The following is a 15,728-nucleotide window of genomic DNA, read 5'->3' on the forward strand; positions in this document are numbered from 1 at the left end:
TTCGGTTCTGATGAACCGGACGGCTGGGACCGGCGCTCTGCCCCACTCAGTCCAAAAGGAAGAGGTCATATGGCCCGCAGGCGAACAGAACGTGGTGTGATCGACGAAACCGGTCGCCGTTTTGCTTTGCTGCCATTTTCGGCCATGACCTGCACTGCCGGCGCCCCGACCAGCCTGGTCCCGCGCGCCACCCCCCTTAAACCACTCGCCTCGCATTGCGCCACTCGGAGATTGCCACCTGTTGGGCAGCCTCTTGTCGGCGCGCGAGTGCGCGGAGCTCATAATGGCTACAAAGAGAATGCTGGTGGATGCCATCCACCCGGAAGAAACGCGGATCGTCGTCACTGCGGGTAACCGCATCGAAGAGTTCGATTTCGAATCGGCAACCCGCCGCCAGTTGCGCGGCAATATCTATCTCGCCAAGGTCACCCGCGTGGAGCCTTCGCTCCAGGCAGCCTTTGTCGAATATGGCGGCAACCGTCACGGTTTCCTCGCCTTCAGCGAAATCCATCCCGATTACTACCAGATCCCCGTTGCCGATCGCGAAGCCCTCCTCGCCGAAGAGCAGGAGGAAGAAGTTTCCGACGAGGCGGCCGCCGATGAAGGCGCAGCCCCCGAGTCCGTCAGCGAACCCGCTGAAGAAGCGGGCGAAACATCTGAAACATCCGACGCTGCCGAGGGCGACGACAGCCATATCGAGCAGGCGCCGGCCAATAACGAGCCGGTGGAAAGCGTCGGCGGTGCCGATGCGCTTGAGGAAGTGCCGGAGCGCCGCCGCTCATCGAGCAATAACCGCCGCCACTACAAGATCCAGGAAGTGATCAAGCGCCGCCAGGTCATGCTGGTGCAGGTGGTCAAGGAAGAGCGCGGCAACAAAGGCGCGGCTCTGACCACCTATCTGTCGCTCGCCGGCCGTTATTCCGTTTTGATGCCAAACACTGCTCGCGGTGGCGGCATCTCGCGCAAGATCACCAATGCGGCGGATCGTAAGCGCCTCAAGGAAATCACCTCCGACCTGGAAGTGCCGCAGGGCATGGGCGTGATCCTGCGCACGGCCGGTGCTTCGCGCACCAAGGCCGAGGTCAAGCGCGACTTTGAATATCTGATGCGCCTTTGGGAATCGGTGCGCTCGCTCACCCTCAAGTCGCAGGCTCCCTGCCTCGTTTATGAAGAAGGTTCGCTGATCAAGCGCACCATTCGCGACCTCTACAACAAGGACATCGACGAAGTGTTCGTCGCTGGCGAGGACGCCTTCATCGAAGCGCGCGACTTCATGCGCATGATCATGCCGAGCCACGCCAAGAACGTCGTGCTCTACAAGGAAGATCAGCCGCTTTTCTCTAAATACGGCATCGAAGCGCAGCTCGATTCCATGTTCTCGCCAACCGTGACCCTGCCGTCGGGCGGCTACCTCGTCATCAACCCGACCGAGGCGCTGGTTTCCATCGACGTCAACTCGGGGCGCTCCACCAAGGAGCACAACATCGAGGACACCGCGCTCCAGACCAATCTGGAAGCAGCCGAAGAAGTGGCCCGCCAGCTCCGCCTGCGCGACCTTGCCGGCCTCATTGTCATCGACTTCATCGACATGATGGAGAACCGATCCAACCGGGCTGTCGAGCGCAAGCTCAAGGACTGCCTCAAGGACGATCGCGCCCGCATCCAGGTTGGCCGCATCTCCCATTTCGGTCTCATGGAAATGAGCCGCCAGCGCATCCGCTTTGGCGTGGTGGAAAGCTCCACCCACAAATGCCCGATCTGCGACGGCACGGGTCTGGTGCGCTCCACCGAATCCATGGCGCTGATGATCATGCGCCACATCGAAGACCATGTGATGCGCAAGCAGGGCCAGTCCATCAATGTCCGGCTGCCCATCGAGGTCGCGCTCTACATCCTCAACTTCAAGCGCGAAACCCTGACCGCGCTGGAGCAGCGCAATAACCTCTCCATCACCATCACCGCCGATGGCAAGATGACCGGCCAGCAGTTCGCCATCGAGAAGGGTGAAGCCCGCGTTTCCGCCTATGCTGAAACCCGTGCTGTCGAGCATGTGCGGGTCGATACCGCCACGATCGACGATGCCGATGACGAGATCATCGAGGACGAGGCTGACGAGGTCGAAGACCAGCCCGTGTCGGCTGGCGAAGTTGGCGAAGGCGAGCCCTCGCGCAAGCGCCGCCGTCGCCGCCGCCGCGGTGGTGAACGTGGCGACGACAATGGTGGTCGCCCCGCTCAGACCCGTTTGGCTGCGCCCGTTGACGAAGCCGAGCTTGAAGACGCTTCCGCCGCAAGCAGCGAAGCCGAGGAAGCCGGGGCGGAGCCTGAGAGCGTGCGTGAAGCCGTCGGCTTTACGGCCGATGAGGGCAGCGAGGAAGAGCGCCGCAAGCGTCGCCGTCGTGGCCGCCGTGGTGGTCGCCGCAATCGGCGTGAACTGGAAGCCGAAGCCGGTGTCACGGAAGCTGTGCCAGCTGGTGAGGCCGAACTGAGCATGGAAGCGGTTGCGGAAGTCGCCGACGTCCTCCTGGCCCAGGAAGAGATCGCGACGGGCGAGCCGACCCTGACTGAAACTCCAGTTGAAGTGCCGGTGGAGCCAACAGCGGAAGCGGCGGCAGAAATCCCTGCCGAAAAGCCTAAGCGCGGCCGTCGCAAGAAGGTCATCGAGACCGAGGAAAGCGATCCGGTGCCGGCCGAGGCCGACGCCAGCGCTGAACCTGCTGCCGTCGCGACCGGAGAAGCTGCGGCTGCGCCCGAAAAGCCCAAGCGCAAGCCTCGCGCCCGCAAGCCCAAGGCCGAAGCTGCAGCAGCTGAGCCCGAAACCATGCAAGAAGCGGCTCCCGTTGTCGCCACCGAGCCGGCTTCCGAAGCTGCAGCGGAAGCGCCATCTGTACCGGCATCGGAAGCGCCAGGCCTTGAGCCGGTCGCCGTTGCGGAAACAGACGCACCGACCGAGGCCCCGGCCGAAGTCGAGCTTGCCGCCCCGGCGGAGCCACTGCCGGAGCCCGCCGCTGAGGCAGCGCCCGAAGCTTCGGCTTCAGCCGAGCCCGGCCGCACCCGCCGGACGCGCAAGGAACTGCCTGAGGAAGGCGTCGTAGTCTCCTCGAGCACCCCTCGTCCCGAGGGTGAGCCGGACAAGCAGCCTGAAAAGAAGAAAGCCGGTTGGTGGCAGCGCCGCCTCGGCCTTGGCTAGAAACAACAAAGGCGGCCCCCGGGCCGCCTTTTTCACATCTAGGGCTGACAAAACACCGCGTTTTCAGCGCTCATCGGAGTGCCTTGGCCATCCGCTCCAGCGCCAATTCGATGCTTTCGCGTTTGCCGGCATAGCTCAGACGCACATAGCCCTGTCCGCCGACGCGGTCGAAATCGATGCCCGGGGTGATCGCCACCCCGGCCTCTTCCAGCATCCGCTCGCAGAACTCCAGGGAGTCATTGGAGAACTTGGCGATCCCTGCATAGGCATAGAACGCCCCGTCCGAGGGCTCGCCCAGGGCAAAGCCCAGCGTGCTCAGGCCGTCATGCAGCAGTCCGCGATTGGCCGCATAACCCGCTTTCTGCTCTTCCGAATAATCGCGCTCACCCAAGGCGACCGTAGCGGCGATCTGACTCAGCGTCGGGGCCGAAATAAACAGATTCTGCTGCAGGATTTCGGTACGCCGGATCAGGTCCTCCGGCATCACCATCCAGCCGATCCGCCAGCCCGTCATGCAGTAATATTTGGAAAAGCTGTTGATCACGACAGCGTCGCGCGTCAGCTCCAGCGCGCTGACCGAAGGTCCGCGATAATCGAGCCCATGATAGATTTCGTCCGAGATCAGCCGCACGCCGAGCCGGGCGCAGGTGTCAACGATGTCGCGCAGCCCTTCCCGGTCCACCGTTGCCCCTGTCGGATTGGCAGGGCTCGCAAACAGCAGTCCCTCAAAGGGCGACGCGGCATGGGTGGCGGCAATCTCCGCACCAGTTAGGCGCCAGCCATTGGCAGCAGTGAGCGGAATTTCAGCCACCCCGAACCCCAGCCCCAACAGCGTGTTCACATAGGCCGGATAGCCCGGCCGGGTAATGGCAATGCGAGCCCCCGGCCGAAAAGCAGCGTGAAACGCCAGAATGAACCCGGCCGATGACCCCATGCTCGCGAGAATCAGGCCCGGATCTACGGATACACCATGCTGGGCCGAGTAATAGGCTGACAGTCCCTCGCGCAGTTCCGCCAACCCTTTTGCATTGGTATAGCCCTGCGCCTGCGGCAAGGCCTTGGTGACGGCCTCGATCACCTTCGGCGCCGGCGGCGAGCCCGGCTCGCCCAATTCGAGGTGACACACCGTCCGGCCCGTCGCCTCCATGGCTTTGGCGCGCTTGAGAATTTCCATGGCTTGGAACGGCATCAAGCCGTCTGGTGCTGGGTCGGACATGAATGAGCTCCTGCTGTGGGTTTGGCCTATCCTGTTCTGGCCGCGCTCTCAACCAAGTGATGCGCCAGCCACGGGCCGTTTACGCGCCGCTGTAATATTGCTTGGTGTCTGCTAAAAGGCGCAGCGTCCTGCTTCGGAGTCGTCCATGCCTCGCCTCACCCTTGCTCTTGTTGCCCTGGTCGGCGTCCTGGCTGGCGCTTTGGGCTACTCCATGTGGAGCCGCCCGGCTCCACAAACCGATGCAGCCGCGGTTCGCGCCATTGTCGAAACGGCCCTGGCCGAGCGCGAGGCCGCAACTCCACCACCGGTCCCTGCCGCTGCTCCCGCTCTGGCTGAGCTTGATCCTGCCCAGCTCAACCCGCTCATTGAAAACTACCTGATGAGCGACCCGACGATCCTGCAGCGCCTCTCGACCGCTCTCGACACCAAGCTGCGCACCGCCGAGCGCGAACAAGCCACCACGGCCATCGCCAGCATGCGCGAAGCCATCTTCAACGATCCCGGCCAGGTCGTACTCGGCAATCCCGAGGGCGACGTCACCCTGGTCGAGCTCTTCGACTACAACTGCGGTTATTGCCGCAGTGCCCTGCCCGACCTCGCCACGCTTCTGGCGGAAGATCCCAATCTGCGCGTCGTGCTCAAGGAATTCCCGATCCTGTCCAACGAATCGATGGATGCCGCCCGGATCGCCGTTCTGGTGGGCCGGGAGGATGTGGATTATTGGCGCTTCCACGAGGCCCTCTTCACCACGCGCGGCCAGGTGGACAAAACCGCAGCCCTCGCCGCCGCCGCAGATCTTGGCCTCAGCCCGGTCAACCTTGAGCTGCAGATGAACGAGGAAACGGTCGCCCAGACGATCAAGACGTCCTACGAAATCGCCCAGGCGCTCAACATCACCGGCACGCCCACCTACATCATTGGCAATGAGGTCATTCCGGGCGCCATCGGCATTGACGAGCTGCGCAGCCGCATACGCAACATGCGCGCTTGCGGTGAAAGCCAGTGTGAAGGCTGACGCCGCCTTTTGCCTTTTGCCGCCGAGTCGTGTAACCGACGATCTTCCGGCCCTCAACCGCCGGTGCAAAGGCGACCTTCATGGCTAAGCGCGTACTCGTACTCAACGGACCCAATCTCAATCTTCTGGGCATCCGCGAGCCCGGCATCTACGGCTCCAATACCCTCAAGGATATTGAGAACCTGTGCCGGGATACGGCGACCGAACTCGGCCTCAGCGTCGATTTCCGGCAGTCCAATCATGAAGGCGAGCTGGTCACCTGGATTCAGGACGCGCGCGCCACGGCCGATGCCATCCTGATCAACCCGGCCGCCTATTCGCACACGAGCCTGGCCATTGCCGATGCCCTCAAGGCCGTCGGCTTGCCGGTAGCCGAAGTCCACCTTTCCAATATTCACCAGCGTGAGCCATTCCGGCACCATTCCTTTGTCTCAGCCGTTGCTGTGGGTGTGCTTTGCGGCTTTGGAGCGCTCGGCTATAAGCTGGCGCTCCAGGCACTGGCTGAAAAACTGTAAACAACGATCGACGCGCAAGCGCGGGAGACCAACAAGAATGAGCAAGTCATCGCAAGTGGATCAGGATCTGGTCCGCGCCATCGCCGAACTCCTCAACAAGGAAAATCTCGCCGAGATCGAGATTGAACAAGAAGATTTCCGCGTCCGCGTCACCCGGTCCTACGCCAACGAGACGGTCACCTACGCAGCCCCGCCGCAATACGCGCCTGCGCCAGCAGTGGCCATTCCGCTGGCCCCTGCCGGCTCCGTGCCGGCTGCTGCGCCCGCCGCGATTGAGGACCTCGCCTCCAATCCCGGCACCTTGACTTCGCCTATGGTCGGCACCGCTTACCGCTCGCCCGAACCCGGCAAGCCCGCCTTTGCCGAAGTTGGCTCCAAGGTCACCGAAGGTCAGACCCTGCTGATCATCGAAGCCATGAAAACCATGAACCAGATCCCCGCCCATCGCTCCGGCACTGTTGTCCGCATCCTGGTGCAGGACGCGCAGCCGGTGGAATACGGCGAGCCGCTCGTCGTCATCGAATAGGAGACGGCCCCGTGTTCCAGAAGGTTCTGATCGCCAATCGCGGCGAGATCGCGCTGCGCATCCTGCGCGCCTGCAAGGAGCTGGGCATCCAGACCGTTGCGGTTCACTCCACCGCCGATGCCAATGCCATGCATGTGCGCCTGGCCGATGAAAGCGTCTGCATTGGCCCCCCCGCCGCTAAGGACAGCTACCTCAACATCCCCTCGATCATGGCCGCCTGCGAGATCACCGGCGCCGATGCCGTGCACCCCGGCTATGGCTTCTTGTCCGAGAACGCTCGCTTCGCTCAGATTTTGACCGAGCACAACGTCACCTTCATTGGCCCTTCCGCGCACCATATCGAGATCATGGGCGACAAGATTACGGCCAAAAAGACCGCCGTTGAGCTGGGCATTCCCGTTGTGCCGGGTTCCGCCGGCGCCGTCGAGAACGATGAGGACGCCATCTCCACGGCGGCCGAAATCGGCTATCCCGTGCTGATCAAGGCCACCGCCGGTGGCGGCGGGCGCGGCATGAAGGTCGCCCATAGCGAAGCCGAACTTCTGGTCGCCTGGTCCACGGCCCGCTCGGAGGCTAAGGCCGCTTTCGGCAATGATTCCGTTTACATGGAAAAATACCTGGGCAAGCCGCGCCACATCGAAGTGCAGGTGCTGGGCGATGGTCAGGGTAACGCCGTTCATCTGGGCGTGCGCGACTGCTCGCTGCAGCGCCGCCACCAGAAGGTCTGGGAAGAAGCGGGCGGCCCGACAATCCTGCCTGAGGAACGCGATCGGATCGGCGAGATTTGCGCCGCCGCCATGCGCAAGCTCAAATACTCCGGCGCAGGCACGGTCGAGTTCCTCTACGAGAACGGCGAGTTCTATTTCATCGAAATGAACACCCGACTTCAGGTGGAGCACCCCGTCACCGAGCGCATCACCGGCATCGACATCGTCTATGAGCAGATCCGTGTTGCCTCGGGCGAGGCGCTCTCGATGACCCAGGACAAGATCAACTTCTATGGCCACGCCATCGAAGTTCGGATCAATGCCGAGGACCCGCAGACCTTTGCTCCCTCGCCTGGCACAATCACCTTCTACCACCCGGCCGGTGGCGTAGGCGTGCGCGTCGATTCTGCCGTTTACCAGGGCTACAAGATCCCGCCCTATTACGACTCGCTGATCGGCAAGCTCATTGTTTACGGCCGCACCCGCGAGGAATGCCTGCAGCGCTTGCGCCGCGCCGTCGATGAATTCGTCATCGACGGGGTCAAGACCACCCTGCCCTTGTTCCAGCGCCTGATCAAGGAGCCGGAAATCCTGGCTGGCGACTACGACATCCACTGGCTCGAAAAATACCTCGCCGCCAACAAGGTCTAGACTTCAAGCCCTCGTGGTCCGGCGCTGGGTGGCGCATTGACCATGGGGGCTTTTCTACCGCCCTGTTATAGGGGCTATGGTCTGGTGCGAGTTCTTCACGAACCTCGAACCACGGGGGCGGGCACACCGCTCCAGGAGTTGCAGCCACACAAATGCCGCGCCGTCCTGACCCGTTCAGCATCGAGATCACCCCGGAGCTGATCATCCGGGCCTATCGCGCGGGCATATTTCCCATGGCGGAGGACGCCGCCGACAAGGACGTGTTCTGGGTCAGCCCGGAAATGCGCGGCATTATTCCGCTGGATGATTTTCATCTTTCCGCCAGTCTGCGCAAAGCGATCCGCAAATCCCCCTTCACCATCCGCGTTGATACCGATTTTCCCGCCATCATCGAAGGCTGCGCCACCGTCGGTAAGGATCGCCGCAGCACCTGGATCAACGCCACCATCCGCTCGGTTTATGGCGAACTGTTCCGTCGCGGCATCGCCCACACCGTGGAAGTTTGGGATGGGCCCGACCTGGTGGGCGGCCTTTATGGCCTCGCCATCGGCGGCGCCTTCTTTGGCGAATCCATGTTTCACCGCGCCACCAATGCCAGCAAGATGGCCCTCGCCCATCTGGTGGATCGGCTCAATGCAGGCGGCTTCACACTGCTCGACACCCAGTTCGTCACCGATCACCTGGCATCGCTCGGCGGCATCGAGATTGCGCGCGCAGATTACGAGGAGCGCTTGGGCAATGCGCTTCTCCTGCAAGGCGACTGGCACGCGATTGACCGCCAATGACCATACCTGCAGACCTGCCCCCGAAATTCATCGATCTGGCCGCACGCGACTGGACACCGATCACCATCGGCAAGTCCGGTGCGCGGGTCTGGCGCATCGCCCTCAGCGATGGCAACGCGGTTTTTCTCAAGAGCGAGTCCAACCATCCGCTGGCGGAACTGCCTGGGGAGATCGACCGCCTTGGCTGGCTCACCCGCATGGGCTTCAAGGCGCCGCGCATCGTCGACACGGATGAGACCCAGGGCGGGCTATGGCTGCTCATGACTGCGGTGCCCGGCCAGGACCTTACCCATTGGATGGTGGACAAAGCCGAGTTTGTCCGCATCTACGCTCAAGGCTTGCGGCGGCTGCACGCCCTGGATCCCCGCACCTGCCCATTCGACCACAGCCTCGATCAGCGCCTCGCCGCCGCGCAGGCCCGGGTTGCGGCCGGCCTTGTCGACGAAACCGACTTCGGGCCCGACCAGCAGGGGTGGAGCGCAGGGGCTGTGCTCGACTGGTTGCACCGCAACAGGCCCACCAGCCGCGACAGCATCGTCACTCACGGCGATGCTTGCGCGCCCAACATCCTTGCGTCCGAAGGGCGCTTTTCCGGCATGGTTGATTGCGCTCGGTTGGGCGTGGCCGATCTTTGGCAGGACCTGGCGCTAGCCTGCCGCAGCATCCAGCACAATATTGGCGAGGAACATGTCGCCCCTTTCCTCGAGAGCTATGGCGCCGAATGGGACGAGGTCCGCTACCGCTACTACAATGCCCTCGACAACCTGTTCTAGCGGCAAGCAACAAGCACAGCTGCCATAACATGGTCTAAGCGCTGCACTGCTTGCGGAACTTAGGTCCCCCGCTCCAGTTGACGCCAAAACAACCGGAGAACTGACCATGATTCCAACTCGCGTCCATGGCGTCATCGACTATATCGTCGGTATTGTTCTGATCCTCGCGCCCTATATTCTCGGCTTTGCCGATGGAACGGCGGCTCAATGGGTGCCGATGATCCTGGGCATTACCGCGCTCATCTATAGCCTGCTCACCCGCTACGAGCTGAGTATTGCCAAGCTCATCCCCATGCCGGTGCATCTGGGCCTCGACATTGCCAGCGGTCTACTTCTGGCAGCTTCGCCATGGCTGTTCGGTTTCGCCGATCGGATCTGGTGGCCCCATGTGCTGATCGGCGTAATGGAGATCGTGATCCCCCTGCTGACTGCCCGCCACAGCAGCATCGAAACTACTGTCAGGGCTTGAGCTTGAACGCCAGCGTGGTCACCCAATCCTCCGGGTTGGGGACCTCGCTCGGATCGGTCTCGTAGATCTCTAGCCGACAGGCAAAATGATCCCCGTCGGCTTTGTCCGCCATGTCGAACTCAAGGCCCACCAATCTCGTCCAGCCGATCAGCATGGCCGTTACCTGCTCGAGCGCATCGTAGTGGCCGTGCCAGTCCAGGGTCACATAGCGCCCCGCCGGCAACACGCCGAACCTTACGCCATCTGCCTCCTGCCCGGGCTGCGCCACAGGCACGCCAGCCTCGACATCGAGGGTCTCGGCCATGTTGATGCGGCGATAATTGTAAAAGGGCGCAGAGCTGGGGGCGATGCCCTGTTCGCCTAGAAAACCGAACAGCTTCGGAAATCCCTGGTCGGCCGGGAGTTTCATCTCATCCATTCGGACCCGGAACGGTAGATAGGCATAGGCCTGTTCAGGTCGTTCAACGATCTGGGGCAAGCTCAGCATCGTGTTCTCCTGGTTTGATCAGGAACAGGACGCGCGTGGACCTGCCAAGCCGACAGGCCCGCCACAAGAATTGCAGCCCAGGGGAATTTTATCTTAGCGCGCGTCCGGCGGCGGTACATCGGTGGAGGTTTTGCACTCCACCAGCCAAACATCATAAACCGCATGGTCCACGGCGTTGAGCGCCGGGCTGTCTGCAAACATCCAGCCGGTGAAAATGCGCTTGCTCACGCCCTGCAGGCTGCGCTGGTCCACTTCCAGGAATGCGGAGGTGCGTTGCTGGGTTTCGGTTGGCGCCCGGTTGTAGCAGGCGCGCGGCGTGATCTCGAGCGCGCCGAACAGCACGGTTTCGTCGACATAAACGTCAAAGCGCGTGATGCGCCCGGTGATCTTGTCGAGACCGGCAAAGGTCGCCACCGGATTGGCGATGGGCTGGGCGACGGCCGACCCTGGCACGGCGAGCACCAGAATGGTGCCGAGCAGGGCGATTCGGCGCCAAAGGCGCAGCGGCTCTAAATCAGTGAAGCGCAAAGTCTCGGCCTATTCAGGTGACCAGGCTTCATAGTCACCCGTCACCCGGGGACGCTCGCCCGATTTGAGCAGGCTGCCATCGGGACGGTAAGCCTCCGCGGTCCCAGTCATGTTGCGCTGATGCGGCTTTTCCCAGGCATGGGGGGTGTAGGTGTCTTGGGTGGGCGGCAGGTCCGTGCGCCCGTGCATCCAGCCATACCAGCCTGGGGGAATGGTCGAGGCATCGGCTGGCCCGTTATAGGTCACGTAGCGCCGATTGCTCTTCTTGTCCTTGTAGTAGCGGTTGCCGAACTGGTCCGTTCCCACGAACTCGCCGTGCCGCTTCAGCCACAGCCTGGTGCCCCAGGTCTGGCCGTGCCACCAACGGAAAATCTCAAGGAGAAAGTCTTTCATCGGGCGTTCCACATCAGTCTTGTGCCCGCGTTGGGGCTGCAGTGCCTTTACCATGCTGCATATGGCGACACTAGGGTTTCGTGCGGGGAACAAGAACGCTCGGCAAACACAAGGCCCCCCCTGCTCCGCACAGCTCGATTTTTTGCCATTGACTCCCGTGCGGTCCAGAGTCGCAGCCAGCCGGCATTTTGGTAAGCCCTTAGGACTCCTGACTCTTCGCTCAATCGAGCCCGAACGCGGCGTCCTTATCATCATCCATTAACGATTTGATAACGGTTTCGCGAACCCCCGGTTTTCCTCGTTTTTCACAGGCTGGTACTATATATAGATCAGTGCCAGCAGCTCACGCACAAGCTCTAGCGAATTTTCTCCCGTCGACAGCTTCGCGGGAGATGGTATCGATGACCCAACACCGGAGTCTGGCCACTAAGCTCGCCAGTCTCAAACCGCATCAATCGAGGCCATTATGAAGATCGATCGCCGTTTCACTGCCGCCGCCGAGGACCGCTACGCGTCAATCGAATTCCGCTCCGCCACGAGCGAGATTCGCAACCCGGATGGCTCGGTCGTTTTCAAGCTCGAGAACATCGCGATTCCCGCAACCTGGAGCCAGGTCGCTGCCGACATTATTGCGCAGAAGTACTTCCGCAAGGCCGGCGTAGCCCGTGCGCTCAAGAAGGTTGAGGAAAACTCCGTTCCGTCCTGGCTGTGGCGCTCCGTCCCTGACGAAGCCGCGCTCGCCAAGCTGCCGGAAGCCGAACGCTTCGGCTCGGAAATGGACTCGCGCCAAGTCTTTGATCGCCTTGCCGGCACCTGGACCTATTGGGGCTGGAAGGGCGGTTATTTCGACAGCGAGGACGATGCCCGCGCCTTTTTTGACGAGCTCTGCTACATGCTCGCGACCCAGCGCGTCGCCCCCAACTCGCCGCAGTGGTTCAACACCGGGCTGCACTGGGCCTATGGCATCGACGGCCCCGGCCAGGGCCACTTCTACGTGGACCCCTTCACCCACAAGCTGGTGCAGTCCAGGAGCTCCTACGAGCATCCCCAGCCGCATGCCTGCTTCATCCAGTCGGTCAATGACGACCTCGTCAATGACAACGGCATCATGGATCTTTGGGTGCGTGAAGCGCGCCTGTTCAAGTATGGCTCGGGCACCGGCACCAACTTCTCCAAGCTCCGTGGCGGTGGCGAAAAGCTTTCCGGCGGCGGCCGTTCTTCTGGCCTGATGAGCTTCCTCAAGATCGGTGACCGTGCTGCCGGCGCCATCAAGTCGGGCGGCACCACCCGTCGCGCCGCCAAGATGGTGGTGATCGATATCGATCACCCCGATATCGAGGAATACATCAACTGGAAGGTCAAGGAAGAACAGAAGGTCGCAGCGCTCGTGACCGGCTCCAAGACCGTCTCCAAGCACCTCAAGGCCATCATGAAGGCCTGCGTCAACTGCGAAGGCAATGGTGACGATTGCTTTGACGTGACCCTCAACCCCGCCCTCAAGCGCGAAGTGCGCGCCGCCAAAAAGGCGCTGGTGCCCGAGAACTACATCTACCGCGTCATCCAGTTCGCCAAGCAGGGCTATACCGATCTCGAATTCCCCATCTACGACACCGATTGGGATTCCGAGGCCTACCTGACCGTGTCGGGCCAGAACTCCAACAATTCCGTCCGGGTCACCGACGACTTCCTCAAGGCGGTCGAAACCGATGGCGACTGGAACCTGACCGCCCGCAAGGATGGCAAGGTCACCAAGACCCTCAAGGCGCGCGATCTGTGGGAACAGGTCGGCTATGCCGCCTGGGCTTCGGCCGATCCTGGCATCCAGTACCACACCACCATCAATGAGTGGCACACGTCGCCCGCGGCTGGTCCGATCAACGCATCCAATCCCTGCTCGGAATACATGTTCCTCGATGACACCGCGTGCAATCTCGCTTCGGTGAACCTGCTGCCCTATCGCAACCCCGATAGCTCGTTCAACACCTCGGCCTATGAGCACACCGTCCGCCTTTGGACCATTGTGCTCGAAATTTCGGTGATGATGGCGCAGTTCCCCTCGCGCTCCATTGCCGAACGCTCGTTCGAATACCGCACGCTGGGCATCGGCTACGCCAATATCGGTGGCTTCCTGATGACCTCGGGCATTCCCTATGACTCCGCCGAAGGCCGGGCCATTGCCGGTGCCGTCACCGCCATCCTGACCGGCGTCGCCTATGCCACCTCGGCCGAGATGGCCAAGGAGCTCGGGCCCTTCAAGGACTACAAGCGCAACGCCCCCCATATGCTGCGCGTCATCCGCAACCATCGCAACGCCGCCCATGGCAATGCCGAGGGCTATGAGGGTCTCTCCATCACCCCGGTGCCGCTCGATCATGCCTCGCTGATCGATGCGAACCTCAGCGAACGCGCCAAGCTCGCCTGGGACAATGCCCTCGCACTCGGGCAAGCCCATGGCTATCGCAATGCCCAGGTTTCCGTGATCGCCCCCACCGGCACGATCGGCCTTGTCATGGATTGCGACACCACCGGCATCGAGCCCGATTTCGCCCTCGTAAAGTTCAAGAAGCTCGCCGGCGGCGGCTACTTCAAGATCATCAACCGTGCCGTGCCCCCGGCCCTGCGCACCCTTGGCTATTCCGAATCCCAGATTGCCGAAATGGAAGCCTATGCCGTGGGCCACGGCAATTTGAACCAGGCACCGGGCGTCAACCCATCGACGCTGCGCGCCAAGGGTTTCACCGATGACAAGATCGCCGCGCTCAACGCTGCGACCGCATCTGCCTTCGACATCAAGTTCATCTTCAACCAGTGGACCCTGGGTGTCGATTTCCTCAAGTCGCTCGGCGTCACCGAAGAGCAGATGAACGATTTCTCGTTCGAGCTGCTGCCCTTCCTTGGTTTTTCCAAAAAGGACATCGAGGCCGCCAATATCCATGTTTGCGGTGCCATGACCCTCGAAGGCGCGCCGCACCTCAAGGACGAGCATCTGCCCGTGTTCGATTGCGCCACCCCCTGTGGCAAGATCGGCAAGCGCTACCTGTCGGTGGAATCGCATATCCTGATGATGGCGGCCGCCCAGCCCTTTATCTCGGGCGCCATTTCCAAGACCATCAACATGCCCAATGACGCGACCGTGGAGGACGCCAAGCAGGCTTACATGCTGTCCTGGCGCCTGGCGCTCAAGGCCAATGCGCTCTACCGCGATGGCTCCAAGCTCTCCCAGCCGCTCAACTCCTCCGTGCTCGCCGCTGCCGACGAGGATGAGGACGAGGATCACGTCGAGAACCTTGTCGCCATGAACGCCGATGCCCGCGTCCCCGCGATCGCCGAAAAGATCGTCGAGCGCATCATTGAGCGCGAAGTGGAAGTGCGCTCGCGCGAAAAGATGCCCGATCGCCGCAAGGGCTACACCCAGAAAGCCGTGGTCGGTGGCCACAAGGTTTATGTGCGCACCGGCGAATATGACGATGGTCGTTTGGGCGAAATCTTCATCGACATGCACAAGGAAGGCGCTGCCTTCCGCGCCATGATGAACAACTTCGCCATCGCCATTTCGCTGGGCCTGCAATATGGCGTGCCGCTGGACGAATATGTGGAGGCCTTCACCTTTACCCGCTTCGAGCCCGCCGGCATGGTCATGGGCAATGACCGGATCAAGAACGCGACCTCGATCCTCGATTACGTGTTCCGCGAACTCGCCGTTTCCTATCTCGACCGCGACGACCTGGCCCATGTGAACCCCGACAGCCCCACCTCGCTTTCAGGTGGCGTTGATGAGGAACACCATGCGCGCCCCTCCGCTTCCGCCAGCCCGGCACCGGTTCCAGCCGAAAAGTTCGTGTCCCGCGGCATGACCCGTGGCCGCACGCAGAACGCCTCGCTGATGCTGGTCCCCACCGCCCAGGCCGCGCACTACGCGGCGCCGGCAGCCTCCACCTCGACGGTAACCACGCTGCGCTCGGCCACGGCCCTCAAGATCGATCCCACCCCGACGGCCCTCAACGCCGCCGAGCTCCACCCCATCCCAACCCCGCCCCCGTCCAAGGACACGGGCGTGCTCCGCGCCGAAGCCCAGATGAAAGGCTATACCGGCGACCAATGCACCGAGTGCCACAACTTCACGATGGTGCGGAACGGCACATGTTTGAAGTGTGATACCTGCGGGACGACGACTGGTTGTAGTTAAACTAACGCGATTGATTGGCCCGACCTCCTCCGGTCGGGCCAATCTCGTAAGGAGATCAAAACGAGACTCATTTCCTAAGAATCAAAAAGGCCGAGGCGGCAACCTCGACCTTTGATCCGCGCAACCACCTGTGCGGCTCGCGTGGAGGCAATCTGAGTTGGAATCCAAACTGCAGGTTCACCCTGCAGCCGCCCTGTCCCTCGAGGCCGCTACGCGGCACCTCAGGATGAGGGCTGCCGCAAGGGCGGGGAAAACCGACGCCCCCAGAACCGATCTCCCACCCAGCATTA

General features: G+C 62.1%; 13 protein-coding genes. 9 read left to right on the forward strand and 4 right to left on the reverse strand.

Annotated features, from left to right (window positions below; all coding sequences use genetic code 11):
• Positions 1-283 precede the first annotated feature (283 nt).
• Positions 284-3,187, forward strand: coding sequence for an Rne/Rng family ribonuclease (locus AC3YMN_RS18600; protein WP_489891179.1), 2,904 nt, complete (start codon positions 284-286; stop codon positions 3,185-3,187).
• A gap of 70 nt (positions 3,188-3,257) precedes the next feature.
• Here AC3YMN_RS18600 and AC3YMN_RS18605 read toward each other — a convergent pair whose 3' ends face one another.
• Complete coding sequence (locus tag AC3YMN_RS18605; RefSeq protein WP_489891180.1) at positions 3,258-4,403, reverse strand: pyridoxal phosphate-dependent aminotransferase; 1,146 nt, start codon at positions 4,401-4,403, stop codon at positions 3,258-3,260.
• 145 nt (positions 4,404-4,548) lie between these two features.
• Between AC3YMN_RS18605 and AC3YMN_RS18610 the strand changes: the two genes are divergently transcribed.
• The 7 genes from AC3YMN_RS18610 (at position 4,549) to AC3YMN_RS18640 (ending at position 9,844) form a co-directional block, all read left to right on the forward strand.
• Positions 4,549-5,418 carry a DsbA family protein gene (locus AC3YMN_RS18610; protein WP_172123422.1) on the forward strand — a complete coding sequence of 290 codons (870 nt, stop codon included), beginning with the start codon at positions 4,549-4,551 and terminating at the stop codon, positions 5,416-5,418.
• A gap of 80 nt (positions 5,419-5,498) precedes the next feature.
• Positions 5,499-5,933, forward strand: coding sequence for a type II 3-dehydroquinate dehydratase (gene aroQ / locus AC3YMN_RS18615; RefSeq protein WP_127753205.1), 435 nt, complete (start codon positions 5,499-5,501; stop codon positions 5,931-5,933).
• Between the two features lie 37 nt (positions 5,934-5,970).
• The gene (accB, locus tag AC3YMN_RS18620) at positions 5,971-6,459 is read left to right on the forward strand and encodes an acetyl-CoA carboxylase biotin carboxyl carrier protein (RefSeq protein WP_127753206.1); all 489 of its coding nucleotides are present in this window, start codon (positions 5,971-5,973) and stop codon (positions 6,457-6,459) included.
• 11 nt (positions 6,460-6,470) lie between these two features.
• Positions 6,471-7,817: an acetyl-CoA carboxylase biotin carboxylase subunit gene (gene accC, locus AC3YMN_RS18625; protein ID WP_127753207.1), complete on the forward strand. Its 1,347-nt coding sequence runs from the start codon at positions 6,471-6,473 to the stop codon at positions 7,815-7,817.
• Positions 7,818-7,969: 152 nt separating this feature from the next.
• Positions 7,970-8,602: a leucyl/phenylalanyl-tRNA--protein transferase gene (gene aat / locus AC3YMN_RS18630; protein WP_489891181.1), complete on the forward strand. Its 633-nt coding sequence runs from the start codon at positions 7,970-7,972 to the stop codon at positions 8,600-8,602.
• Positions 8,599-9,375: an APH(3') family aminoglycoside O-phosphotransferase gene (locus AC3YMN_RS18635; RefSeq protein ID WP_489891182.1), complete on the forward strand. Its 777-nt coding sequence runs from the start codon at positions 8,599-8,601 to the stop codon at positions 9,373-9,375. Before aat ends, AC3YMN_RS18635 begins: the two co-directional genes overlap by 4 nt.
• A gap of 106 nt (positions 9,376-9,481) precedes the next feature.
• A complete protein-coding gene (locus AC3YMN_RS18640) occupies positions 9,482-9,844 on the forward strand; it encodes an SPW repeat domain-containing protein (RefSeq protein ID WP_489891183.1) in 363 nt (120 codons plus the stop codon).
• On the opposite strand, the gene AC3YMN_RS18645 is transcribed toward AC3YMN_RS18640, so the two are convergent.
• The 3 genes from AC3YMN_RS18645 to AC3YMN_RS18655 form a co-directional block, all read right to left on the reverse strand.
• On the reverse strand, positions 9,834-10,331 hold the full coding sequence (locus AC3YMN_RS18645) for a GyrI-like domain-containing protein (protein ID WP_489891184.1): 498 nt from the start codon (positions 10,329-10,331) through the stop codon (positions 9,834-9,836). The two genes, AC3YMN_RS18640 and AC3YMN_RS18645, sit on opposite strands and share 11 nt — an antisense overlap.
• Positions 10,332-10,424: 93 nt before the next feature.
• A complete protein-coding gene (locus tag AC3YMN_RS18650) occupies positions 10,425-10,859 on the reverse strand; it encodes a DUF2155 domain-containing protein (protein WP_489891185.1) in 435 nt (144 codons plus the stop codon).
• 9 nt (positions 10,860-10,868) lie between these two features.
• Positions 10,869-11,252, reverse strand: a complete 384-nt coding sequence (locus AC3YMN_RS18655) for an NADH:ubiquinone oxidoreductase subunit NDUFA12 (RefSeq protein WP_489891186.1) — start codon at positions 11,250-11,252, stop codon at positions 10,869-10,871.
• A 466-nt stretch (positions 11,253-11,718) separates the two neighbouring features.
• Between AC3YMN_RS18655 and AC3YMN_RS18660 the strand changes: the two genes are divergently transcribed.
• On the forward strand, positions 11,719-15,438 hold the full coding sequence (locus AC3YMN_RS18660) for a vitamin B12-dependent ribonucleotide reductase (protein WP_489891187.1): 3,720 nt from the start codon (positions 11,719-11,721) through the stop codon (positions 15,436-15,438).
• Positions 15,439-15,728 lie beyond the last annotated feature (290 nt).

The sequence above is a fragment of the Devosia sp. Z11_6 genome (assembly GCF_058133665.1).